This is a genomic window from Clostridium sp. MD294 (assembly GCF_000364165.2).
Lineage (GTDB): Bacteria > Bacillota > Clostridia > Lachnospirales > Anaerotignaceae > Coprocola.
Window position 1 is genome coordinate 2,520,940 of the sequence record NZ_CP097810.1, and the last position, 25,004, is coordinate 2,545,943.

Sequence of the window (25,004 nt, forward strand, 5' to 3'; positions counted from 1 at the left end):
TCAGTTAAATTGCTTCCAGAAGCAGATAAAATAATTAAAGCTATGGTATATCATCTACACCAAATACATAAGGCTTTATATTATATTCCTTAAATATCACTAAAAAATATATAAAATATCTTTTTCATCACATAATTCTGTCATTATAACTTTTTGCAAATTTTTGATTTTAGTTTTCATATAGTTTAAATCTTTATATTCTAAATTTTGTTCTGCCCAATTTAGCAGCAATTTTAATTCTTCTAATACTATTTCTTTTTTTGATATATCAAATTCTGCTCCATCTTGAACATATTTAATTTTCATTTCATATATTGCTTTTTTCCAATATTTTTCATAAAACTGCTGAGAAGAAATATTTTCACTCAAAATTAATTTTGAGTTTCTATCATAAATGTTACCTAAATACTTATATAATCCTACTGACATTTTTTCCTCCAATTTTATTATTTTATAGAAAGAGTATATGGATTGATTTTTATTATCTTACCTGATTCTGTTTTAATTTCTAGCATAAAATCATAAATATATTTTATACTTTCTATCCAAATTATTTTATTGTTTCTGCCCCATTCTTTCCATTGATTTGCTTTTTTATTATATTCATATTCTATAAAAGGAGTATGTAAATAATATATTATAATGCCACAACCACATACAGCACAAAAATCTTCTTTTTCCGAAATGAGAGCCATTTTTGGTTCTCCATAGAAATCGCCAATTAAAATTTCTTTTTTCGATTTTTTGATTTTCAATATCACAGATTCAAATTCATAAAAAACAATATAATTTCTACTTTCCGCTAATATTTCCACAAAATTCCTCATTTCTATTTACATTCTATGGTAATGCTTTGGATTTCTTTTAAATTTTTTATTTCTTTGTCCAATTTTATGTAATAAGTATAACCGTCAAAATTTGGTCTTAGTTCTATTGCCGAAACAGATACACTTTCTCCATTGATAGACACTTTAATATGTTTATTAGCAGCAGCAATGTTTTCTGATACAACATTTCCTTCAGAATTGATTGTCAAAATAGAATTTAATAACTGTATTAATTGTTCTGCTTTCAAAATAGTATCCTCACGAATACAAAAATCAATGGTAATTTTACCATTTTCAAACCAATTTTTGCTGAAATCTCTTACAGGTGTTTTTTCGCACCAGATAATTCTAAAAAAGGAAAGATACTGTTCGTTTTTTCCATCCACATGAAATTTTGGTTGTTCTTTGCCAAATTCATTGATTTCCTTTTGTTCTGTTTTTGTAAATTCTATTGTAAAACTAGAAATATTTTCATTTTTTTCCTTTTCATAGTCAATATTGGGGTTTATTTTCCAATATGGCATATAATCAAAACATATTTTTCTTTCTTTTTCATACCACGTTACATAGCAAGAATGTTGCTCTTTCAGTTCATTTATAGAAATAATTAATTCTCCATTGCTACTATAAGAAGTGCCATCTGTACTATGTCCTCCTATTCTGGCATAAATATCTGTTGCCTGCACAGGAAATGCTACAGAACCAATTTTTTTATTCTCTTTTTGAGGGTCATAATTTGCAGTTACCTCTTTCTCTGGATTGTACTCTATATATAAACAGCGTTCCTCATTAACATAATTTAAGTCAAAACCATAGTTTTCTAACTCTTTTGCAATTACTACCGTTGCTCCATAAAAATTGTAAGAAGGGATTGGCAAACCATTGATATATGCAGTAATGTCAGAATAAATGACTTTTTCTGTTTCTGCATAAACTGTATTTTCCATTAATATCATGCAGTAAAATAATACTACAAATTTCAAAAATCTTTTCATTGTCCTTTTCCTCCTATTCTTCAATAAGGTTCAATAAAATATCTTTTTCCAGTATGAATATCATATATTCTCCAATTTCCTATATACCATCTGCCAATATTAGCAGCATAAAAAGTAACATCTTCTAAAATATCTACAGCATAACCATATATATATGGTGCTGCTAAAAAAGGCTGCTGGTTTTCTTCTTTTAAAGAAATACCATAAATATTACTATAATGTTTTCCGTTTTTTTCAACATCATAATAATAGTATAATATATCATTATATATATTTAACATATTTAATACTCCTTCCTCTTTTTTAATAATTGTTTTGACCGTGTGATTTTTCAGAGAATATTCCTTTATTTGATTTTCCTTACTATAATATAAATTATTATGATAAGCACATTGTAGATAAATATCATCATCATTTTCTATTCTATGGAAATCATTTTGTTTATACAATGACACAACATAAACACCATTCTCTAATTGTTGACCATTAATACGATTAACATCTTGCTTTTCATCATTTTGAAGAGAAAAAGGTAAATTAACATGAATATAAAGCATATCGTGATATTCCAAAAAATTTATATAACTTCCTGCAATCCTATACAAATCTTGTATGGTATTTTTTATGATTTCTTGTGTTTCAAAATTATAAAAAACATTTTTTTCTCTATCATATACCCACTTATCTGAAAGAAATGTTATCTTTATAGAACTACCATAATATTCACTTTTACCTCCATTTTTAGAAACTCTATAATATCCTTCTCTATCATCATCTACTTTTTTTCCATAAAAATAAATATATTCGTCGTTGCAAACTCGTATATGATGAGAGCTTCCAAAAAGATCTTCAAAAAAATCTTCACATAATAGAGATTCTGTTTCGGTTTGTAAATTATATTGATAAAGCTGTAATTTTTTAGAATTGTACTCTTCTTCTATTTCCTCTAATTTAACATATTTAAAATAATATAAAATATGGTCTTTTTCTGCAAAATATTCGTTACCAGATTGCGATGGTTCTGATACAATAGGGTTCTCTACTGCATAGATAGGCTGTGTGAAAATCATACTGCACAACAATAACATACTGATTATTTTTTTTAGTTTTTTCATAATAACTCTTCCCTTCTTTATTTTTCTCTATTATAAATAAAAAAAAATAGATTTTACTACAACTTTTTTCAATGTTTTTTGTATTCTTTTAAAAACAATCAAAAATATTGTAGTATTTTCAGCTTTTTTATTGTTTATTTCTATATAAAAAGTTTATAATCTATAGAGGAGGAATGTTGTATGAAGAAATTGCTAGGTTATATGGTTTTATTGCTTTGTTTTCTGTTAGGAGGAAATAAAATATATGCGAATGGAGCAATCATTGGAAAAGCGGTAAAAACAGATATTACTGCATATATTGATGGTGTGCTAATACCGTCCTACAATATCAATGGTTATACAGGAATTATTGCAGAAGATTTAGAAAATTATGATTTTGATGTGTATTATGATGCAGAGAACAGAAAATTAGATATTTATTATGGTGATGGTTCCTATATTTCAGCAAATGATATGCCTTTTACAGAACATACAGAGAAACATATGGATAAAAATCATCAAATTATTTCTGCTCTTGAAGGCTTTGCTTTTCCATTATATCAAACAAATATTGTAACATCTGTTGGAGATAAAGTTGTACCAGCATACAATATAGGCGGAAGAACAATTATATTGATGGATGCTTTGAAAGAATATGGCACTGTGACATGGTATCCTGAAAAAAGAGAAATTCATTTCGAACCTGAATTTTCTTGGGCAATGCGTTTTAGTGATGAGGAAAGTATATTTGATAAAAATGCCCAAATTCATAACTTTACGATAGAAGTAAATAGAAATGAACAAGGCGGTTTTGATATTTCGGGAGAAAATATACAATATTTATCAGACCCTATTATGGAAGTTTCTTATAGGGAAAAAACATTCTCTCTTCATTTTGACCTTTATATGGATGATCCAAAACCTATGCAGAATATACATGAAGTTAGAACAATACTAGAAGAAAATGCAGATATTGCCAATCAACATTTTGATATATTTATCAATGGAGAAAAAGTAGAAGTTACTTCTGTTGAAGAATTTTATGGTGGTAACCATGGTGGCTATATTATTTATTTTGCAGATAAATTTGTCTCTTTGGAAGATTTTTACTCTATGAAAATAGTATGCAAATGGTAAGTTTTATGAAATTTATCATCAATACAGGAGGAATATTTTATGAAAAAGTTAGTAATCTGTATCATTTTATTGTTTTGTTTTCTGTTAGGAGGAACGGTTGCTCATGCTGCAGTAGGTGACGTGATTGGAAATATTTATGCAACAGACATTGTTACTTACCTTAATGGTATGAAAATACCATCGTATAACATCGGTGGGGAAACGGTAATTGTAGTGGAGGATTTAGAAAGATATGGTTTTCAAGTGGAATGGTATGAGGAATCAAGATACTTAAGTGCGAATGCAAGTTGTATGCCTGAAGTTGCTCCTGAATACAAATCACTCCAAAAAGGTTCTCTGGAAGAAATCATAGGAAACATTTATGAAACGGATATAACAGTATCCATCAATGATACATCTGTTGAGAAAGAACATATTTATAATGTAGGTGGTAAAACAGTCGTAGAAGTATCTGCAATTTCTGAGATTAACCATAACATAGAAGCTTATGGAACTTTTGGAACAAATGGTTATTCTGATTATGGCTTTCGCTTTGTTTGGCACCCAGAAGAAAGAATTGTAGAGATGGAGGCACTGATGGGCGGAAAAGAAATTCAAACAGATTTTGGAATATTTCCATTAGATTTGCTTTCTATTCAGTATCCTTATGTATCAAATTATACAGGAAATAAATACGCTTATCAATTTTACGAAACACGTTCTGATTTTTCTGATTTTGAAGGAAATGATATATTTTATTTCCGCTATGATGCTCAATATGAAGATAATAAATATATCAATTTAAAATCTCTTTTAGAAATAGCGGACATCAAAGTAAAAGAACGAAAAGAAAATATGCTTGTTTTAGAAAAAGGAACAAAGCAATCTTTACATACTTATGAAGACAAAGACCCTTTTTGTACAAAAGCACAGCAATATTGTCTGGGAAGTATTACTTTAAAATCAAGTCATTGTCCAGAAAAAGAATTTTCTGTCTTTGTTTACGGAGGAGAAATTTATATTGAGGAAAAGGATATTTCAGAATTTATTGACATGCCATTTAGTTATACTTATCTAGATATTTGGTTTGACGGAAAAGATACAAAATTGATTGATAAAGTAGTAACTCCTTAAAAAACAATTAAAAATTTTGTAGTACATTATTCGCTTTCATTGTTTTATTTCTATATAAGAAATTATAATTGATTGAGGAGGAACATTTTATGAGAAATATCAAAAAAGTTTTTGTTTTAATTTTATGTATCTGCTGTTTTACTGTCTTTACTATCATTACCATTGCTGCACAAAAAAATGAAAAAGTGGAACAGGGTGATTTTAATGAAAATCCTCTTCCTGAAATTGCAAATTTAGACCAATATGCTATAAAAATATATGGAGTAAAATCATCAGGTGTTGTAGTTTGTTTTGAAAAGGAAAGTAAGTTTTTTGAATGGAATTGGCAAAACAGTATTGGAGAATTGCCTGTTATTGTTTTTGAAGATTTTAATCATGATGATAAAAAAGAATTGTGTTATATTGCAAATTTATATCAAGGTAATGGAACTTCTTCACAAGAACTTCATCTATTAGAAATAGAAAAAACAGAGGAAGATACTTTATGGACAGATTATACTTTTTCTGAAAATACAACAAAAGAACAATTATTAAAAAAAGTACATTTTTCTCAATATAACCATACAATCTTGATTAGAATAAATGATGATGTAAGAGATATAAATATTCCTTTTCAAAATCAGATAGATAATATTACATTATTATATCCAGCTTTTGAAATAAATAATAATCAAATAAAAGTTACTTTTGAAATTGCTGTTTTTTATGATGATAAAGTCATCCCAGATACATTAGAATATCAAGTTGCTGCAAATATCATATATCAAAATGGTACTTATCAATTAGATAATATTCATTTTTAATAAAAAAAGAAACCTACAGAAATAAAAATGTAGGTTTCTCTTTTATTGTTGTTTCTTAATCTTTAATATAAGCTAGCTTAAAAGATATGTACTAGATTATTAACTGTTTTTTTGTCAAAATAATCAATAACCTTCTATTCTGAAGAAAGTGTGATTACCGATTATTTTTTTCAACAACTTTTTTAGCAGTAGAACCAGAAAATGTAAAAGTTTCATTGCTTCCTGACCTACTAGCACCTCTTTTTGTACGCAGAGTTTGTCATAAACCATAAGCAGTTTCCAATAGGATTTTTACTGTACTCATATTAGATACAATATCAAGAGAATCTGCCCAAGCGTCAGATTCTAAATCTGGTTTTCTTGCTTTGAAAGTTGTCATTTCTTTAAATTAATACTTTTTCAAGATAACGCTTTCAAAAGTAGAACCTCCAAATTCACTTTTTCCACTATCTCTTCCTTCAAATTCTGATAAATCCCATGTACTTTAAGAATATGACTAAAATTTTTCAATCAATTTTTAAGCTAAGTAATCTATTAAGAAAATTATGGAAATATTAAAAATTTGTATACAAAGTTATGTCTGCATCGAGTGCAAGCAAGGGAACTTTTCACGCTTGTTGGGGTATGTCTACGCTTCGCTCCAGTTGGTGCTAAGCAAATGTCCACTGGACATTCAGCACCTCCAAACCCCTAATGCAAATTTTTTTGAAATTTGCAAAATGCCTTCGGCGTCGTTAAAAACAAAAAATACAAATAAAAAAAGAGATGAAATCAGAAATTGTTATACCAATTTCGTTTCTTAAGGAAAGCTCTAACCCTTTTTATTTTTTTATGTTATAATGCTATTATTATAAAAAAATAAGAAAGGAAAATAAATTATGTTCCGAAAAAATCATAAAATAATAAATGGAAGATTACTACAAATAAACAAATCTTTTTCTCAATTAAAACAGAAACAAAAAGAGAAAATTAGCGAATGGCTTTATCAAGAATATGCTCATATTTATGATGAGGTTGGAAAACCACCTAACTCTAAACGCAATGTAGAAATACTAAGTGCTGTCTATAATAAAATAGAAGAAGCTGAAATTTGGATACCTTTTTATGAAGTAGAAAAATATTTTTATAGTCGTAAACATAGATTTCAAACTCGTTATGAAAAGGCACACAATATAGAACAAGAACAGTAATTTTTTATATTTGCTGGTCTTTTTCTGAATTTTTTTGTTTGGTTTGGAGCAGTTTATCCATGTTTTGCTTTGCTGTTTGATACTCCAGCATTTCCTTTTTTGCTTTTGTATATTATTGGTAAATCTGTTGTTTTTTCCAATAAGTGTTGATATAGTTGTTGTAATTCTTTCATTTTTGGAAGATTTTTTTGATTGGTTTTTTCAAAAAATGTTTTTGCTTTTTTGTGTTTTATGATGTCCTTGTTATGCTCTTTTTTGAAATTTTGTTTGTCTTTTGTTTTCTGATATTGCTTATAAATATCAATAGTTCTAGCATAATAAATGATATTCGTTTTTAACTCTAAAACCTTTTTTATCTGCTTTTCTTTTTGTTTTAATTGGTTAGATATTTCATGAAATCGTTCTGTACTATTCTGTGCTTGTTGCTCTAATGTCTGATAATTTATATCGTTTTCTATTAAAAAATTTACGATATTTGCTGTCTGTTTTACATTAAATATTTTTGCCCATTGTTCATAAGCTACACCTTTTCCTTGTTCTTTTTTTTTGCTGAATATCAATAAAAGAAGTGATACTTTTTTTGCTTTCTATTCTGCATAATATTCGCCTTTTTGTTAATTTTCTTTTATAGTAGATAGACAATGTTCTTTACAAATTTTATCACTCAATTTTTGTGATGATATTCCCTATCACTTATAAGCATTAAACTTATGTGTACAATCCAATGAAGTGCTATTAATTTCTATATGATTATGAATATGATTTTTATTTGTGTGTGTAGAAATCACAAATTGATGTTCTCCTTTTGTAAATTCATAGGCAAATTGATAACCAATTTCATGTGCTTTTTGTGGTGTGATTTCCTCTGGTTTAAACGACTGCATCAGCATATAACTGATATTGTTTTTATCTTTTGACTGACTTCTTTTTGTTATCATTTCATACAATTTTTTACTGATTAAAAATTCTTCTGCTGCTGTTTCTAGACTACACTCATAAGCACTCACAAGTAATCCATTTTGTGTTTTTTCTGGATTTTTAGCGTAATCAATATGAAATTTGATACACTCTTTTATTGTTTGGTTTTTAGAAGTATGTCTGTTATAAAAAGGAACAACTGCCATATATTCACCTCTTTTTTATAAAAATTGGTTCAATATTTGTTCTACAGAACACCATATTTTTTGGTAGCGTTGCTGTAATTCTTTCATTTCTTCTGCATAAAAATTTCCTGTTTCATTTGTTCTTTTTGCAATCTGATTGATATTATTCGTAATAGAGCGAAGCAAAATAACAAGTTCTTGTATGCTACTCATATCTATAGCAATGATATAGCCTTCTGTTGCCATTTTTCGTAAATATCCTCTCATATTGTTTGTGCCAGCTAGTTTCATTTTTTCATGAATGATGTTTTTTTCTTGTTCAGAAATTTTGGTATAAAGTCCTATATTTCTTTTTTTGCATTATAACATCACCTCTTTTTGTTTTTTGATTTCTATTGTAAAGGGATGAAAAGAATGGCAAAAAGGTGCAGAAAAAATGGCAATTTTATAAAGCAAAAAACGAGTAAAAAATAAAATATTTTTCATTCGTTTTTATCTTAAAAGTTTTTATGAAAAAAAATTAATTAAATACTAATTTAACGCTAGTTAAAAGGCAGTTAAAGAATAGTTAAAAATGATTTTTTTATATTCTCATAACTATACTTTTCAACTAGAAACACTTAAAATTTTTTTATAATCAATTCTTTATACATTCCTTTTTTATCATCATTAAGAGATAAATTACTACCTCTTGTATGTTAAAACCTTGATATAAACCTCTTATAAAATCATTATCATTATAGCTTAATACAAAATTACTTTTTATATTTTTAAGCATATTCTTTAATAGTATATGAAACCGTAGCCACCCATATCATACATCTTTTCTGTTTTATAATAAGGTGGGGCACAATAAAACAATGTTCCTTGTTTATCATATCTTTACACTATGTATTTAAAATCTTTATTTTCTATTACTATCCTTGCTAATCTTTTTGAAATTACTTCTATATTTCGCAAAAGTAAATAAGGGCTTCTGTAATTTGCACCATATTGTTTTAAACTTGCACCATAAGATGTTCTAATCATATAATAAAATATTGCTGCTTTTTGAATATATGTCAAATCTGTTCTATTTTTGTTTTGCTGAAAAGCATCAAATATTTCTCTTACATTTAATATAAATTGTAATATTTGAAAATCTTTTAAAATGTTCTATCCATTCTTTTCGGTTGTGCCACAGTTCCTTTTCTAATTTTTCATTTAAAGCAGAAATTTCTTTTTTTACTGTTTCTAACTTTGTTGTATATTCCTCCTTTAACATTCTGTAATCTTGTTTTGGCAAAATTCCCTTGATGTAATTTTCATATAATGAAGACTGAAACGTTTTTAATTCCTCTTCTGCTTGCTCTTTTTATACAATTTTATTTCCATATTTTTGTGCAATTTTTTGGTTCATTCTTTCTTTTTCTATGTTGTTGAGTAATTTCTCCAATGAAATCACATTACTGATATGCTTTTTGACACTTTCTAAAACACAAGCTATTAGGTTATCCTCTTTTATCATATGAGAAGAAGTGCAGCCTTTTTTACCAGTTGGACAATAATAATAAAAATATTTTTGTCTTTGTAGGCAACGCTTTTTCTTGTCATACGGTTTCCACAATCTGCACAAATCAGTAAACCTGAAAACAAATATACGCTTTCTTTATGAGGTGCTGTTTTGGTATTCAAAAGAAAAATACTTTGCACTAAATCAAATTCCTGTTTTGAAATGACTGCTTCGTGGGTATTTTTTATATAAATCCATTCTTCTTTTGACTTTTGAATAATATTTTTTAATTTGTAATTGTATGTTGTTTTTTTGCCTTGCACCATTGTTCCTGTATAAATTTCATTTTTTAGTATTCGTAGTATGGTTGTTGCTGACCATTTTGCATTATTTTCTGTAATATATCTGCCTTTTACATAAGCATATCTTTTTTCTTTTTTGTACATAATGGGAGAAAGGACATCTCTTTCATTTAATACATCAGAAATTCTTGCTTCATTCATGCCATCTAATTGCTGATTTTGCTCCATTTTCTACAACACTTTTTTGATGTTTGAGTTTGTTTTTGCTGCTTCACAGCACGCAAATAATACAAATTTGCAGGCAGACATATTTCTTTTTAAAATACCTACAAATTTTGTGTTATATGTTTTGTCAACAATACTTTTACTTCCCATATAAACACCAGTGCAATTATCGTCTGTTTTATCGCTTTCCGCACTTGGAGAAATGACAACTCTATCATAAATTCCATGACCTGTATACATTAAAACATCGGTACAATTATATAAGCGGTCAATATTTACATAATCTAGGATTTATATAACGTTCTACAGAATAATTCAGGTAATTTCCACCTAAATAGTCTTCAGCAATATCAACGTCTGGAATAGTATCTATATCACCTCGCACTGGTGCATAAAGAGCAGCATACATTTCATCTGTTGTTGTTTTCTCAGTGTTTCTTTCTGGTTCTATAAAATTACCTGAAATTGATTCAATTTCTTCCTTAGTCATTTCACTCCATCTTTCTGGAATTACTGCAAAAGCTGAAATTGTGGTATTAAAACATAAAATTAATGAAACAGCAATTGTAATAAATTTTTTCATATAAATTCTCTTTATCTTAAATTAAGCGTTAAGTTACATTAAAATGATATAGACAACAGCCCCTTATTAAAGATTTTGTTCTTTTTTGTCCTTTTAATATTGCATTTTTAAAAGTCTTTTTTGTATTTTTATTTTCATATTAAATTAACAGAACTAAACTAATAACTTTATTATGTTAAAATAAATATTTTTTTGAATATTATAATAATATAAACAATAATTTTTTTATAAAAAAGGAAAAATAAAATTAGATAAAAAACAATTCTAAATGTCATATTCAATTACTATTTTAATATTTGCTACAAACATATTAATATTCATAATGTATCTTTATTGCTTAAACATATGCTATCTTTTATAATATTCATCTGCTGGCAGATATATCGTTTCTTTATTCCATATTTTAATACCTTCTTCTTTTGTAATATATACTATTTTTAACTCATCATCCCAATAAGTATCATATCCACCCAATGTAGCTAAATCTCTTACAGCAACATATATAATTTCATCTGTTACTTCTCCATATAATGGTACAGGTTTTTCTTTTCGCACAGAAACCATTTGTGTTTTCACATCATATATTGCTTGTGTATTTAATGCTGTATTCAATTCTTTAAATGGTACCATCATTTGATTATTTTTGTTGATATAAGGTTTTCCCCATTTATAAGTTACTTTTTTAGTATCCACAAACACTTCATTATTATAAATATCTTTCTCATTTAATTCGAAAGTATATCTTTGATGTTTTTTTTCTGCATTTTGAAGAAATTTATAAAATTCGTTTTCATTGCCATCTTCCATATTTCCAGATACAAACACCCAATCATGTGTAAATATTTTATCTGCAGTCACTGAAAAACTTGTTAATTCTTCACCATTTTTATAGAATGTTACATGATATCTTTCTACATCACCCGGATAAGCACCATCATTTTTATCTATTTCAAAATAAGTAGGACCATCTACAATTTCTTGCAAAGGCATAGTCATTAATATATCATAACCCTGTTTAATTTCATATTCATCTACTACATGACAATCACCATATTTATGTACTCTAATGTGAATCATAGAAATATCTGATACATCTGTGACACCAATAAATTTTTCCATTGTCATAACATCTTCATTATTTATTGTTGTTTGATTACTTGCAAAAACTGTAACACAATATAATATACAAAATAGCATCATAAATAATATATTCTTTTTCATGTCCTATCTACTCTCCTTTTTTATGATAAAATGCAAAAGCAATATAGCTTTTGCATTATTACTAATTTTTTAACAGGATAAAGTAATCACACTATTTGATGTTCTATCGTAAGGTATGTATCTAACAGACGTTGTTCTTCCTCCAATAATACCAAAATATATTTTATCATCTTTTGTATCATACATATATTTTTCATAAGATACGACTAATACAAAATGGTCATTGTATATTTTGTTATTCATTAAAAATAAAATCTGTGGACTGTCTTTCAGTATATTACTTCTTATAGTGTCTGTATTAACTCTTGCAGAATAGGAACAATTCAAACGAGTTACACCTACATCATCTATAAATGTTTCAATTGCATTAAATAAATCTTTTGCAAGAGCTCCGTTTCCACCAGCAGCACCACTTGTTTGTAATATTCTTCTATAAGTTGCATCCCAACTGCCATTAAGCTTTAATTTATTCATACCATATATCTCATCACAGTATGCAAATGCATTAACTGCTGCTACCGCAGAACAATTATCCCTATCTGGATATTGACCTTGGGTTACATATTTCACTGTATTATAATCATACATTTCTTGTCCATCGAAATCATCCCAATCTTCTTCAATATCAGCAGGATCTTCGATTTCAGCAACCTTACTAGCTCGTTCTAATGCATCATTCCATTCATTTTTAAATTCATCTTCAGAATCTCTTGCTTTTTTTAATGTTCCTTGTAATTCACTATATGTACCAATGTTCTGTCCATCTAAATCAACAAGTTCCTCAGCTTCATTCTCTACTAAGTAGTCAATTCCACCAACGTAATACATTTTATTAGCATTTCTTGTTTCATTGGCTGCTGTGTCAAATATGCTTTCTCCATCAGAACAACTAAATTCTATAACTGGATGGTAACATTTTTGTGCTCCAATTACAATATAGCCACTATATGAACCATTTTCATCTAAAACATCAAATTTATATGCAGAAGGAGTATCACTTAAATCATACATTGTTATATTTTTTTCAAGAGTAAAATTTTCTGGAAATGTTTCTGTTACTCCTGGTGCTTTTGACCTTGATATAATAAATTGCTTTGCAACTAATTCTGCATCTTTTTCACTAATTTCATTTACGTTTTCTTTTATACCATTTTCAGTTTCCTCTAATACTACACTAATATTTTCCTCTAATTGTTGAGCAAATCCTGTTACTACAGAACCAGTTGCTATAATACAGCTTAATGCTAAAGCTATCATTTTTTTCATAATATATTCCTCCTAAAATTAACATTTGAAATTTTATTTTTTATTTGTTATACTTAGGAAAATGTCTTATAAAAATATAGAATTTTACTGCTGCCACGCAATACAAAACGCTATATTATAAGGCATTTTTTATTTTGTTATCCACCTCTCCAACGCATTTCAATATCCTCCTTTCTTTTTTTATATTTATAATATAGGCTAAAATGCCATATTATCTATATTATCTTAATAAAGTATTAAGTTATTATCAAGTTTAATGAGGACATTTTTTATAAGTTTTTGAACTAGCAATGCCTAGTGTCCAATAAGCATCACAACCAGCACAATAATCTACATTATAAACAATTACCTCACAAGAACCATCACTGTATTTTATATGTTTCTCTAGTGTTGTTTTTACTTTATTGTGTGTATGTCTTGGTTCTGCTGTTTCTTCTCCCTCTTGTAATATTCTTGTAGTTTCTTTTATATCACCCATATAGTGACTTTCTTCAACTGTTTGTGTTATTGTTACACTTCCATCTTCATTTACTTTAAAATCGTCCTTATCAATAAATTCAACATTTTCTAAAAAAATACTATGTAATACGACATCGGTATCTTTCGCTGCTACGCTACATACAGGTACTGTAAATAATAAAAATGCTATTACTACAATTCTTCCTAAAGTATTTCTTTTTTTATTGTTATTCATAATGTATTTTATCCTCCTATTTAATGTGTTTTTTCTTTCTCCAAATCCTACTGCAAATCCAAAACTTCTTCTTTTTTGTTTTTCTTCTGTCAATTTTAGCAACACTTTAATATATGTTTTCTTTTCTTCTTTTGTAAACTTTTCTGTTAACTCCTCGTCGCAACCCACTTCTATCCAATCATATAAAGAGTTTCTCAATATAGCAAACAAAGGATTAAACCAATTCAAACAACTCAACACCTGCATAGCTGCTTTTAAAGGTACATCATTTCTTTTCATGTGCATACATTCATGTCTTAATATCGCTTTCATTTCTGTTTCACTCAGTTGATTGACAAGTAGTGAGGGAATTAAAATATATTGTTTCAATATTCCTATGGTACATGGCTGAGCAACATCTATTTTTCCATATAAACTAATTTTTTTATTAATATGCAATTCTTTTTGCACTTCACTTAATACTCTTTGCCAAATCGTTTCTGAAAGAGAAATTCCTTTTTTAATTGTTTTTATGGTATAGATATAATACGACATTTCATAAATAAAATAGAGTATCATACCAATCAGCCAAATAGTAACTATTTGATTAGAAATATCAGTCTGCTGAATGATGTCATAAAATTTATTTTGTATATCACTTTTTCCTGTTACAACGATAAGGGTATGTTCCAAAAACGATTGATAACTCCCATCAATTTCCATAATTAGCGAAAAAAATGGTATTACAAACATCAACAATGCTACAATATTCAGCCATATAATATATTTTGATGGTATTTTTTCATACAACCATCTTTCCACATATAAAAACAATATTCCTGCTACTCCTCCAGCAACAGAAAGTTGTAATACCGCAATAAAACACATAGAAATCAAAGTTTATCAACCCACTCCTTCATGTCCTCTATTTCTTGCTGTGTCAAATCTTCATCTCCTGTGAAAGCGGCTAAAAATCCTTTTAATGACCCCCCGAAATGCTTTTTTATCAGATTTTTTGCTTCATTTTTTCTAAAATCCTTTTCTTCAATAAGCGGATAATAATAAAATGTCATTTGGTCTTTGATGCCAGCAACTGCACCTCTTTCCTCTAATTGCCCTACAAATGTTGACACAGTACGATAGGCTAGATGAATGTCTTGTTTTTTTAATTCTGCCAGTATTTCTGAAACACAAATTGGCTTTTCTGCCTTCCATAAAATGTTTAAAATTTTTAATTGTCCTTCTGTAATTTTTACGATTTCTTTCATATACTTTTTCTCCTTTCCTAAAATAATATTGTAATGTAATACAAACAATATTATACCTACTATAATTATACATGGTATGTTAATTGCTATATATTATATATATAATAAAAAATAAAATTTGTCAATTGTTTTAATAGAAATTTTTACAAATTTGTTTACTATTTTACAAAATCATTGTTCTATTTTTTTCATTTTATAATACTATAAAAAGCAAAATAGTTTTTATTTTTAATAGTATCATGGAAATATTAAAGTTAAAATAAAATCTATTTTTCAAAAATATAACTAAAATTTTTATAAATATTTTTTAAATTAAAAAAACAATTATAAAAGTTTTTTGAAACATAATTCTATCATAATGAATTTTAAAAACGAAAAATCACGAAAAGTGTTGAAACAACAGTATAATAGTGATATTATATTAACATAATAGAAATTAAAGAGAGTTGCTGTATAATTAAATTTACAAATACTAAGTAATTATATAATATTTTAAGGGGATATAATATGCCTTCACAAATAAAAATGATATTAAATTATAAAGAACAACAAAAAATCACATGGAATGTTGGTTCTGCTTTTCAAGGGATTATTATGGAAAGGATTCCTTTTTCTTATGGGGAAAAACTACATTTATCAGAACTAAAACCATATAGTCAATTTATATTAAATAGAAATGGTGAAATTGTATGGACAGTGAATACGTTAGAACAACAATCAGATTATTATATTGCTGATATGCTTCTCTCAGATACATTTTCAAATTTTTATTTAAAAAATAAAAATATAGAATTTACTATTGTAAAAAAAGAATTTCAAAAAATATCATATGATATGTTAATTGATAATTATTTTTTTAAAAATCAAAATAGAATAATAGAATTTCAATTTATTTCTCCAACTGCCTTTAAAAGTAATGGAGAATATGTTTTTTATCCTACTATAAAAGCAATATTTCAAAGCCTTATTAATAAATTTGACTTTTTCTGTTGTTGTGCAAATTTATACACACCAGAAATATTAGATGAAATTATGCGATACACTAAAGTGATTTATTATAATTTAAAAAGTACAAAATTTTATTTAGAAAAAATTAGTATACCAGCTTTCATTGGTAATTTTAAAATAAAGGTAACAGGACCACAACAAATGGTAAATTTATTATATTTGCTTTCTTATTTTGGAAGATTTAGTGGTGTTGGCATCAAAAGTGCTATGGGAATGGGAGGAATTGAAATAATAGAAAGGAAAGATAAAAATGAATGATACAGAGTATCTAATTACAATTGGTGGACTACTACATGATGTTGGAAAACTTCTTTATAGATATAATGATAAAAGAAATCATAGTATTAGTGGCTTTGAATTTATTCAAAAAGAAGCTGATATTAATGATGTCAATATATTAGAACAAATACATTATCATCATGCAGCACTTTTAAAAAATGCAAAGTTAGCAGATAATTCTTTAGCATACATTACTTGTATTGCAGATAACATTTCAGCAGCAGCAGACAGAAGAAAAAGCAATGAAGAAGGTTGGGGATTTGTTAGAGAAATTCCTTTAGAAAGCATATTTAATAGGTTAAATGGAAACGATGAAAATAAAAAATATCCTCCAGCTATGCTTGATAAGGGTATTAACTATCCTATAGACGAAAAAAATAAAACTATAAAATATAATCAGGAATTTTATGGAAAATGTGTTAACAATATAAAGAATTGCATCAAAGCAATAGAATATGACGAAAATTATATCAATTCTTTATTAGAAGTGTTGGAAGCAAATATTTCTTTTATTCCTTCTTCTACTTCTATTAATGAAGTTGCAGATATTTCTCTTTTTGATCATTCTAAAACAACAGCAGCAATCGCTTGCTGTATTTATCAATATTTAAAACAAAACAATATTATAAATTATAAATCAGAACTTTTTTTAAAATCAAATGATTTTTATCATAAAAAAGTTTTTTTATTATATAGCATGGATATATCTGGTATACAGGATTTCATTTATACCATCAGTACAGATAAAGCACTTAAAAATCTGAGAGCACGTTCCTTTTATATTGAACTTATTATGGAACACATTATAGATGAACTATTATGTACATTATCACTTTCTAGGGCAAACCTTTTGTATTGTGGTGGTGGTCATGCTTATATGATACTTTCTAATACAGAAAAAACAATAAAAGTAATTTCTGATTATGAAAAAGAAATCAATGATTGGTTCTTAAAAAATTTTGGTACAGCACTTTATATTGCTGGAGGATTTGCTTCATGTAGTGCGAATGATTTAAAAAATGAACCTCAAGGAAGTTATGGTGATATTTTTAAAAATGTATCAAATAATATTTCGCAAAAAAAATCTTCTAGATATACTGCTTCTGATATTATAAAATTAAATGATAATACAACAGATGGAGAAAGAGAATGTTCTGTGTGTAGAAAAACGGAAAAATTAAATGACAATCAAAGATGTTCTATTTGTGAAGTGTTAGAAAATTTTTCAAATGATATTATTAATAAACAGTTTTTTAGTGTTGTAAAAAAATCACAGGGGCTTCCTATGCCTAGAAATATGTATATTTTAGCTGATGATAAACGAAGCCTAATTCAAAAAATGACAAAAGAAAATTATGTTAGGGCATATTGTAAAAATAAAATGCACACAGGATTTAATATTGTTTGTAAATTATGGGTTGGAGATTATAAAAATGGTGATACTTTTGAAGATTTGGCAAAAGCAGCAAATGGTATCGCAAGGTTAGGTGTTTTACGTGCTGATATTGATAATTTAGGGCAGGCATTTGTATGTGGCTTTGAAAGTAATAAAAATAAAGATACTTATGTTACAATTTCAAGAACGGCAACATTTTCAAGAAAATTATCTATGTTTTTTAAATTACATATTAATGAAATTCTTGCAAATGGACAATATTGTACTATTTCTGATAAAGAAGGCGAAAGAAATATTGCTATTGTATATTCAGGTGGAGATGATGTTTTTGTTGTTGGTGCATGGGACGATGTTATAGAGTTTGCAATAGATTTGAATGATGCATTAAGCGATTATGCTCAAGGAACACTTACAATATCAGCAGGAATAGGAATATATCCTCAAAAATATCCGATTTCTACAATGGCAATACAGACAGGAGAATTAGAAGAACTTTCGAAACAATATCCTGATAAAAATGCTATTACATTATTTGGAGAAGGAAATACTTATCACTGGGATACATTTGTAAATGATGTGTTAGAAGATAAGTATTTAACAATAAAAGACTTTTTTGAAAGCATTGAAAATAAAAATAGTAGTACTGCAAGAGGAAAAGCATTTTTATATCGTTTACTTGAATTAATGAAAAATAGGGAAGAAAAAATAAACCTTGCACGTTTTGCTTATGTACTTTCCAGATTGCAGCCAAATGAAGAAGAAGACAAACAAGCAAGTGAAAATTATAATCAATTTGCTAAAAAAATGTATCATTGGATAAGAGATGAAGAACAATGCAGACAAGTCATTACAGCAATTTATATTTATATTTATAGCATTAGAGAAAGGGAGGAAGAATGAAATGACAATCAATACTGAAAACTATGTTGATGAAGCCGAAAAAGTAATAAAAAGTATGATAGATGACAGAGGAAAATTACAACTTACAACATCTAAAATTAGAAATATATTGTCTATGGTAAATGATATATATAATGATGCTTTGCATTACAAAGAAGATAAAATTGATAGTGAATTAAAAGGTCGTGTACAATATTTGAGAATGAGAATTGCATATGAAGCTGGACGAGAGAAAACAGTAAAAGATTTTGTTGAAAAAGCAGATTTTATAAAAAACATTAAATCCATAGGTGATAGTAAACAAAATTTGATATTATTTTGTCGTTATATAGAAGCACTTGTAGCATATCATAAATATTATGGTGGTAGAGATTAAGGAGTGATAAAAATGTTTTCAAAAATTGAAATAAATGGAATCATAGAAGTAAAAACAGGTATGCATATAGGAGGTTCTTCTGCTTTTGCAGCGATTGGTGCAGTAGATTCTCCAGTTATTAGAGATACTTTAACAGATATGCCTATCATACCTGGTAGCAGTTTAAAAGGAAAAATGAGAACATTGCTTACTAAAAAATATAGTAATGCAATGCCACCTCAATGTGCTGAAGAAGACGATGAAAGGATAAAAAGGCTTTTCGGTAGTGGTGGAAAAAATGCAAGTGCTAGTAGAGTGTTATTTTCAGACATGATGTTATACAATATGGAAGAAATTAGAAAATATGGTTTGACTTCTGCAACAGAAATTAAATTTGAAAATACAATCAATAGACTAACAGCTGTTGCAAATCCTAGACAAATAGAAAGAGTGATAAGAGGTTCTCAATTTCAATTTTCTGTTATTTATAATGTGGTAAAAGAGGAAGAAATACTAGAAGATATGAAAATACTTTCTGATGGTTTTAAATTGATGGAATATGACTATATTGGGGGACATGGCTCTAGAGGATATGGCAAAATAGAATTTCAAAATATCAATGTAAAAACAGTTATAGGTGATATAAAAGATGATATATTAAATCAATGTGTGGAATTATTTAAGGAAGTGTGATAATGGACTATTTTGTTTATAAAATGTATTTTAAAACACCCATTCATGTAGGCAATGGAACACTTGCTAACAGTGAAAATATTATTATGGCAGATACAATATTTTCTGCACTTTGTTGTGAAGCTGGAAATCAGAAAAATATAAATAGTATTGTAGATATGGCAAAAAATAGAAAATTTATTATTTCTGATGCTATGCCATTTGTAGAAGATGAACTTTATATTCCAAAACCTATGGCAATGATAAAAACAGAAAGTGAAGGAAATTCTATATTAAAAAAAGCATTTAAAAAATTAAAATATATTCCAGTTTCTAATATCAATACATATATGGAGGGAAATATCAATCCATTAGAACAAAATCAAAAAATGAAATTATTAGGCAAAAGCGGAATACGTACAATGAGTTCTTCTGTTAACGAAGAAAAAATAAAAACAGGTGATATGCTTCCTTTTCAAGTTGGAATATACAATTTTTCTGAAAAAAGTGGATTATATTTTTTTGCTGGCTTTGAAAGTGACAATGAAAAACAATTTTTTGAAAAATTATTTTTATCTGTGTCCTATTCTGGAATAGGAGGAAAAAGAAGTTCTGGATTTGGTAAATTTGATTTTATTGTAGAGGATATTCCTCAAAATATAAAAGAGTGTATTGGGGTATGCAAAAAACAATTTATAACACTTTCTGTATCTATGGCACAACAAAATGAATTAGAAAAAGCACTTGAAAATGCAAACTACCTCCTTGTAAAAAGAAGTGGTTTTATATTTTCAGAAACATATGCTGAAACAATGAGAAAAAAGAAAGATTTTTATTGTTTTAAGTCAGGTTCTTATTTTACAAATGCTTTTCAAGGTGATGTTTTTGATGTTTCTGGAAGTGGAACACATAAAGTATATCGTTATGCAATTCCTTTATTTATGGAGGTGGACTAATGAACGAATATATTAAAACATATAAAGTTGTATTGGAAACGTTTTCACCAGTTTATATTGGTTCTGGACAGGAAATTAACAAAAAAGAATATATTTATGATAGTACTGATAAAAAAGTTTATATTCCAAATATGAAAAAAATGTGTGAGTTTTTTAGTAAAAAGGGACTTCTTGAGAAATATGAGCAATATCTTTTAGAAGATAGACGTGATTTTTTTTTATGGCTAAAAGCAAATAAAATATATAAAAAAGATTATATCTCATGGATAGATTACGGTATGGATAGTGGCGACGCTGTTTTTGAACAAAAAGGTAAAAAAGGAATATTAACTTGTATGAAAGATAGTTATGGTTACCCTTATGTACCAGGAAGTAGTTTAAAAGGAGCATTGCGTACGGTTTTACTTGCAACAGATATATTAGAAAATAAACAAAAATATGCAATTGCTTCTAATAGCGTTGAAAAAACACCATTGCAAGGAAGACGTTCTTTAAAAAGAGAATCTGAAGAGATAGAAGGAATTCTTTATAATATACTTAACAGAGATAAGAAAAAGAAATTAAATGCTGTGAATGATATGATGGCAGGGCTGAGGATAAGCGACAGTAGGCCATTAAGCTGTGATGATATTGTACTTTGTCAAAAAATTGATGTTACTCCAGATGGAAAAGAAAATAAACTTCCTATATTAAGAGAATGTATTAAACCTAAAACAATTATTGAATTTGACATGGAAATAGACCAAACACTTTTTAAAATAACACCACAACGAATACTTTATAGTGTAAATGTATTTTTAGATAGTTATAATACTTTATTCGCTCACTCTTTTAAAAGAAGGGATTATGATTATAAAAAAGATATTTTGTTTATGGGTGGCGGTGTAGGATTTATGAGTAAAACAGTGTTACATCAAATTTTGATAGATAAACCAAAAAGGGTAAAAAGAGTTAGCAGTGTTATAGATGCTTCACTAACAGAAAAGAAACATCAAAATGATGAAAAATTAGGGGTATCTCCTCATATGATAAAAATGACATATTGTAATGGGAAAAAATATAGTTATGGTGTTTGTAAAATAAGTATAAATTAGGAAGGTGTTTTCAATTAGTTTTTTATATGTAAATGAACCAGGAGCGATAATAGGAATCAGTGGTGGATATTTTGAAGTAAAACAGAAAAAAGGTCTTGTACGAAAAATACCAAAAGAAACATTGGAGTCCATTACTATATTTGGAAATTCTTCCATGACAAGTCAATGTATTGTTGCATGTCTTGAAAATGGTATCCCTGTAAATTATTTTTCAGGAAAAGGAAGTTATTTTGGAAAACTTGTTTCAACATCTCATGTAAATGCAGAAAGGATAAAAAAACAAGTTTATGTTTCAGATAATGAAGAATTTTGTATTGCATTCTCAAAAAAAATTATAAGAGCAAAAATTCATAATCAAATTGTTATTTTAAGACGATATTGTAGAAATAATAAAATTGATATAGCATATTATATCAATTCTATGAAAACGGCCGGGAAAAAGATACAATTTTGTGAAACGATTAGTGAAATTATGGGATTTGAAGGAATTGCAGCAAAAAATTATTTTTCTGCATTATCATTACTTGTTAATAATGACTTTAAATTTCAAGGAAGAAGTAAACGACCACCAAAAGATGCTTTTAATTCTATGTTAAGTTTAGGATACACAATTCTTATGTATACGATATATGCTGAAATTGAAAATAGAGGATTAAATCCTTATATTGGTTTTCTTCATAGCATAAGAGAAAAGCACCCTTCTTTAGCAAGTGACCTTATGGAAGAATGGAGAGCTGTTATTGTTGATTCTGTTGTAATGAGCCTTGTTCAAGGAAACGAAATAGATATTGCTGATTTTAAAAAAGAAGAAAATGGTGTTTTTTTAAATGAAAATGCTATGAGAATATTTATATCTAAATTTTCAAAAAAGATAAATAGCGAAAATAGATATATAACATATGATGGAGAAAATAGTAGTTTCAAGAGATGTATCTATATTCAAACATTACGTTTGTTAGAAGCAATTGAAAAAGAAGATGCAGAAATATATAAGCCAGTTGTAATAAGGTGATAAACTTGGACAAACAATATATTGATATAAAATTACAATATGATGAAAACTTAAAAAATAGAAAATTTTTAACTGTTATTATATATGATATTACAGATAACAAAAGACGTTTAAAGATGTCTAAATTTCTTGAGAGTTTTGGTTTTAGAGTACAAAAGTCTGCTTTTGAGGCAGTAATTACTTCCACTAAAATAAAAAAACTCAGAGAAGGGATTGATAACATTATTGAAGAAGACGATTGTGTCAAAATATATGTATTAAAAGGAGTTAGTGAGGTATATACATGGGGAGAAACAAAAGAAGAAAATGATGATTGTATTATAATTTAATTTTATAACTATAATATAAAAACGGAGGACAAAAATGGAATATATTTTATTTAGCTGTGTGGGAGGACATGACCCTATAGCAAGCTGTGCAGATGGTGCAATACTACATATTTGTCGTATTTATAAACCTAAAAAGGTGGTATTATATCTTTCAAAAGAAATGATGGAAAGGCAAAATATAGACGATAGATATAGAAAGAGTCTTGTACTTTTGCAACAACATGAAAATTTTATCATAGAAGAAATAAAATGTATCGAAAAAGAAGAACTTGTCAATGTGCAGACATTTGATACTTTTTATGATGAGTTTGAGCAAATAATCGATGATATTCAGCAACAAAACCCAAATAAAAAAATACTTTTAAATATATCATCAGGCACGCCAGCAATGAAAAGTGCATTAGAAATTATTGCGACATTAGGAAAACATAATGTTATACCAGTACAAGTAAAAAGTCCAAATGAAAAAGAAAATCCCAAACAAGATAAGCCAGATGAGTATGATGTTGCATTATATTGGGAAACGAACAATGACAACAATACAGAATATAAAAACAGAACAGTTGTTGTAGAAAGCAATAATCTTTTAGCACGTATTAAAAAAGAAATTGTAATTAAAATGATAGATGCTTATAATTACAAGGCAGCAAAAGAAATTGCAGAAGACATCAAAGAATATTTAGAACAAGACACATTAAATTTAATTCATGCAGCTTATTGTCGTAGTCAAATTGATTTAAGAGGATATGATAAAGCATTAAAAAATAAAAAATATGATTTTATGCCAATTAAAACAGGTGATGAAAGAGAAATTTTTGAATATCTGATTTCATTACAAATAAAATTAAAACAAGGAAATTTAGCTGATTTTATAAGAGGCATTACACCAGTTGTAATGGATTTGTTTGAAAATTGTTTGAAAAACAAATGTAATATTGATTTAAAAAAACATTGTGAAAAAGTAAATAAAAAAGGTGCTTTTGTATATGTCTTGAAAGGCAGCATACTGAAACAAACAGAAGAAGGAAAAAAAATAAAGCAAATATTAGATAGTGCATATGGTATGATGAAAGATGGACCTTATACATCTGATACAACAATGAAACTGTTTGAAAATTTAAGTGGTCCAGAAGAATATGAACTTTTGAATAAAATGAAAAAGTTACATGATGTAGAACAAAATGTTAGAAATTTTGCAGCACATGAAATTGTGTCTGTAACAGAGGAATGGGTGAAAAAAAGAACAGCAATGGAAGCAAGAGAGATTATGGAATTGCTCAAAAGCATTACTGTGCAGTCAGGTATTCATGTAAAAAAAGAATATTGGGATTCTTATAATGCTATGAACGAAGTAATAAAAAATAGTATGAAATAACATAAAAATAATTTGACATTATAATCTAATTTTTGTATAATAAAAAGATAGAAAAAAATAATAATATGAAATAAGTGGCATTTTCAGCCGCACCGCTAAAATACAAGGTTTTCAGCAAGTTTTGTGTAGATTTTTGTGGCTTGTGCTATAAAAAATGATTTTCAGCCGCAAAGCTGTTTGAAAGCCCTTGTGTGAAGCGGGGTACAAAAGGTAGTATTTGCAAATACGACTCCCCGTTAGGGGACGGAAACTGAACAATCCTCTTTCTTTATGACTCTATGTGGTTGTAATTTGCAAATACGACTCCCCGTTAGGGGACGGAAACCCGTTGCTTTT

General features: G+C 27.6%; 30 protein-coding genes and 1 CRISPR repeat array (1 of these 31 running past the window's edge). Of the genes, 13 read left to right on the forward strand and 17 right to left on the reverse strand.

The features are described 5' to 3' along the window. Positions 1–99: 99 nt before the first annotated feature. From C820_RS12415 to C820_RS12430, 4 genes are read right to left on the reverse strand one after another with little or no spacing between them, the layout of a single operon-like run. Entirely contained in the window at positions 100–429 is a 330-nt protein-coding gene (locus tag C820_RS12415) for a hypothetical protein (RefSeq protein ID WP_004033315.1), read from the reverse strand. A gap of 17 nt (positions 430–446) precedes the next feature. Beyond that, positions 447–815, reverse strand: a complete 369-nt coding sequence (locus C820_RS12420; RefSeq protein WP_004033313.1) for a hypothetical protein — start codon at positions 813–815, stop codon at positions 447–449. 14 nt (positions 816–829) lie between these two features. Beyond that, positions 830–1,822, reverse strand: a complete 993-nt coding sequence (locus tag C820_RS12425) for a hypothetical protein (RefSeq protein ID WP_004033311.1) — start codon at positions 1,820–1,822, stop codon at positions 830–832. Positions 1,823–1,842: 20 nt separating this feature from the next. Continuing rightward, the gene (locus C820_RS12430) at positions 1,843–2,937 is read right to left on the reverse strand and encodes a hypothetical protein (RefSeq protein ID WP_004033309.1); all 1,095 of its coding nucleotides are present in this window, start codon (positions 2,935–2,937) and stop codon (positions 1,843–1,845) included. A 180-nt stretch (positions 2,938–3,117) separates the two neighbouring features. Here C820_RS12430 and C820_RS12435 point away from each other — a divergent pair, with 180 nt between their 5' ends. The 4 genes from C820_RS12435 (at position 3,118) to C820_RS12450 (ending at position 7,159) form a co-directional block, all read left to right on the forward strand. Beyond that, entirely contained in the window at positions 3,118–4,053 is a 936-nt protein-coding gene (locus tag C820_RS12435) for a hypothetical protein (RefSeq protein ID WP_004033307.1), read from the forward strand. Between the two features lie 39 nt (positions 4,054–4,092). Next, a complete protein-coding gene (locus tag C820_RS12440) occupies positions 4,093–5,166 on the forward strand; it encodes a hypothetical protein (protein WP_004033305.1) in 1,074 nt (357 codons plus the stop codon). A gap of 89 nt (positions 5,167–5,255) precedes the next feature. Further along, positions 5,256–5,969: a hypothetical protein gene (locus C820_RS12445; RefSeq protein ID WP_004033303.1), complete on the forward strand. Its 714-nt coding sequence runs from the start codon at positions 5,256–5,258 to the stop codon at positions 5,967–5,969. Between the two features lie 878 nt (positions 5,970–6,847). Continuing rightward, a complete protein-coding gene (locus C820_RS12450) occupies positions 6,848–7,159 on the forward strand; it encodes a hypothetical protein (protein WP_004033301.1) in 312 nt (103 codons plus the stop codon). A 53-nt stretch (positions 7,160–7,212) separates the two neighbouring features. Here the strand turns inward: C820_RS12450 and C820_RS12455 are convergent, their stop codons facing one another. The 13 genes from C820_RS12455 to C820_RS12515 form a co-directional block, all read right to left on the reverse strand. Beyond that, the gene (locus C820_RS12455; protein ID WP_004033299.1) at positions 7,213–7,719 is read right to left on the reverse strand and encodes a hypothetical protein; all 507 of its coding nucleotides are present in this window, start codon (positions 7,717–7,719) and stop codon (positions 7,213–7,215) included. A gap of 129 nt (positions 7,720–7,848) precedes the next feature. Beyond that, positions 7,849–8,283 (reverse strand): relaxase/mobilization nuclease domain-containing protein, encoded by a 435-nt coding sequence (locus C820_RS12460; RefSeq protein WP_004033297.1) that lies wholly within the window; start codon positions 8,281–8,283, stop codon positions 7,849–7,851. Positions 8,284–8,298: 15 nt separating this feature from the next. After that, complete coding sequence (locus tag C820_RS12465) at positions 8,299–8,607, reverse strand: plasmid mobilization protein (RefSeq protein WP_035295426.1); 309 nt, start codon at positions 8,605–8,607, stop codon at positions 8,299–8,301. A gap of 537 nt (positions 8,608–9,144) precedes the next feature. Beyond that, positions 9,145–9,327, reverse strand: coding sequence for a DNA adenine methylase (locus C820_RS12470; protein WP_051057728.1), 183 nt, complete (start codon positions 9,325–9,327; stop codon positions 9,145–9,147). A gap of 31 nt (positions 9,328–9,358) precedes the next feature. Continuing rightward, a complete protein-coding gene (locus C820_RS12475) occupies positions 9,359–9,547 on the reverse strand; it encodes a hypothetical protein (protein ID WP_004033294.1) in 189 nt (62 codons plus the stop codon). 69 nt (positions 9,548–9,616) lie between these two features. Then, the gene (locus C820_RS12480) at positions 9,617–9,769 is read right to left on the reverse strand and encodes a hypothetical protein (RefSeq protein ID WP_004033291.1); all 153 of its coding nucleotides are present in this window, start codon (positions 9,767–9,769) and stop codon (positions 9,617–9,619) included. Then, positions 9,766–10,284 (reverse strand): recombinase family protein, encoded by a 519-nt coding sequence (locus C820_RS12485; protein WP_004033289.1) that lies wholly within the window; start codon positions 10,282–10,284, stop codon positions 9,766–9,768. Before C820_RS12485 ends, C820_RS12480 begins: the two co-directional genes overlap by 4 nt. A gap of 3 nt (positions 10,285–10,287) precedes the next feature. Further along, on the reverse strand, positions 10,288–10,521 hold the full coding sequence (locus tag C820_RS12490) for a hypothetical protein (protein ID WP_004033288.1): 234 nt from the start codon (positions 10,519–10,521) through the stop codon (positions 10,288–10,290). Positions 10,522–10,549: 28 nt separating this feature from the next. Further along, the gene (locus C820_RS12495; protein WP_004033286.1) at positions 10,550–10,864 is read right to left on the reverse strand and encodes a hypothetical protein; all 315 of its coding nucleotides are present in this window, start codon (positions 10,862–10,864) and stop codon (positions 10,550–10,552) included. Positions 10,865–11,212: 348 nt separating this feature from the next. Continuing rightward, on the reverse strand, positions 11,213–12,085 hold the full coding sequence (locus C820_RS12500) for a stalk domain-containing protein (RefSeq protein WP_162213015.1): 873 nt from the start codon (positions 12,083–12,085) through the stop codon (positions 11,213–11,215). A gap of 69 nt (positions 12,086–12,154) precedes the next feature. Then, positions 12,155–13,351, reverse strand: a complete 1,197-nt coding sequence (locus tag C820_RS12505) for a hypothetical protein (protein ID WP_162213014.1) — start codon at positions 13,349–13,351, stop codon at positions 12,155–12,157. A 253-nt stretch (positions 13,352–13,604) separates the two neighbouring features. Beyond that, complete coding sequence (locus C820_RS12510) at positions 13,605–14,912, reverse strand: M56 family metallopeptidase (protein WP_242824472.1); 1,308 nt, start codon at positions 14,910–14,912, stop codon at positions 13,605–13,607. Positions 14,913–14,917: 5 nt separating this feature from the next. Further along, positions 14,918–15,292 carry a BlaI/MecI/CopY family transcriptional regulator gene (locus tag C820_RS12515; RefSeq protein ID WP_004033282.1) on the reverse strand — a complete coding sequence of 125 codons (375 nt, stop codon included), beginning with the start codon at positions 15,290–15,292 and terminating at the stop codon, positions 14,918–14,920. Positions 15,293–15,799: 507 nt separating this feature from the next. Here C820_RS12515 and cas6 point away from each other — a divergent pair. From cas6 to csm6, 9 genes are read left to right on the forward strand one after another with little or no spacing between them, the layout of a single operon-like run. Then, positions 15,800–16,558, forward strand: a complete 759-nt coding sequence (cas6, locus tag C820_RS12520; RefSeq protein ID WP_004033281.1) for a CRISPR system precrRNA processing endoribonuclease RAMP protein Cas6 — start codon at positions 15,800–15,802, stop codon at positions 16,556–16,558. Further along, complete coding sequence (gene cas10, locus C820_RS12525) at positions 16,551–18,875, forward strand: type III-A CRISPR-associated protein Cas10/Csm1 (protein ID WP_004033280.1); 2,325 nt, start codon at positions 16,551–16,553, stop codon at positions 18,873–18,875. The genes cas6 and cas10 overlap by 8 nt, the downstream gene beginning before the upstream one ends. Before the next feature lies 1 nt (position 18,876). Further along, positions 18,877–19,251 carry a type III-A CRISPR-associated protein Csm2 gene (csm2, locus tag C820_RS12530; RefSeq protein ID WP_004033278.1) on the forward strand — a complete coding sequence of 125 codons (375 nt, stop codon included), beginning with the start codon at positions 18,877–18,879 and terminating at the stop codon, positions 19,249–19,251. Positions 19,252–19,263: 12 nt separating this feature from the next. Then, positions 19,264–19,923: a type III-A CRISPR-associated RAMP protein Csm3 gene (gene csm3 / locus C820_RS12535; RefSeq protein ID WP_004033276.1), complete on the forward strand. Its 660-nt coding sequence runs from the start codon at positions 19,264–19,266 to the stop codon at positions 19,921–19,923. A 2-nt stretch (positions 19,924–19,925) separates the two neighbouring features. Further along, the gene (gene csm4 / locus C820_RS12540) at positions 19,926–20,858 is read left to right on the forward strand and encodes a type III-A CRISPR-associated RAMP protein Csm4 (protein WP_004033274.1); all 933 of its coding nucleotides are present in this window, start codon (positions 19,926–19,928) and stop codon (positions 20,856–20,858) included. Next, positions 20,858–21,952, forward strand: coding sequence for a type III-A CRISPR-associated RAMP protein Csm5 (csm5, locus tag C820_RS12545; protein ID WP_004033273.1), 1,095 nt, complete (start codon positions 20,858–20,860; stop codon positions 21,950–21,952). Before csm4 ends, csm5 begins: the two co-directional genes overlap by 1 nt. A gap of 4 nt (positions 21,953–21,956) precedes the next feature. Next, on the forward strand, positions 21,957–22,964 hold the full coding sequence (cas1, locus tag C820_RS12550) for a CRISPR-associated endonuclease Cas1 (protein WP_004033271.1): 1,008 nt from the start codon (positions 21,957–21,959) through the stop codon (positions 22,962–22,964). 5 nt (positions 22,965–22,969) lie between these two features. Then, positions 22,970–23,293, forward strand: a complete 324-nt coding sequence (gene cas2 / locus C820_RS12555; protein ID WP_180321621.1) for a CRISPR-associated endonuclease Cas2 — start codon at positions 22,970–22,972, stop codon at positions 23,291–23,293. 34 nt (positions 23,294–23,327) lie between these two features. After that, positions 23,328–24,668 carry a type III-A CRISPR-associated CARF protein Csm6 gene (csm6, locus tag C820_RS12560; RefSeq protein WP_004033267.1) on the forward strand — a complete coding sequence of 447 codons (1,341 nt, stop codon included), beginning with the start codon at positions 23,328–23,330 and terminating at the stop codon, positions 24,666–24,668. A gap of 215 nt (positions 24,669–24,883) precedes the next feature. Further along, a CRISPR array of direct repeats spans positions 24,884–25,004; the repeat unit is 36 nt; unit sequence ATTTGCAAATACGACTCCCCGTTAGGGGACGGAAAC (it continues 831 nt past the right edge of the window).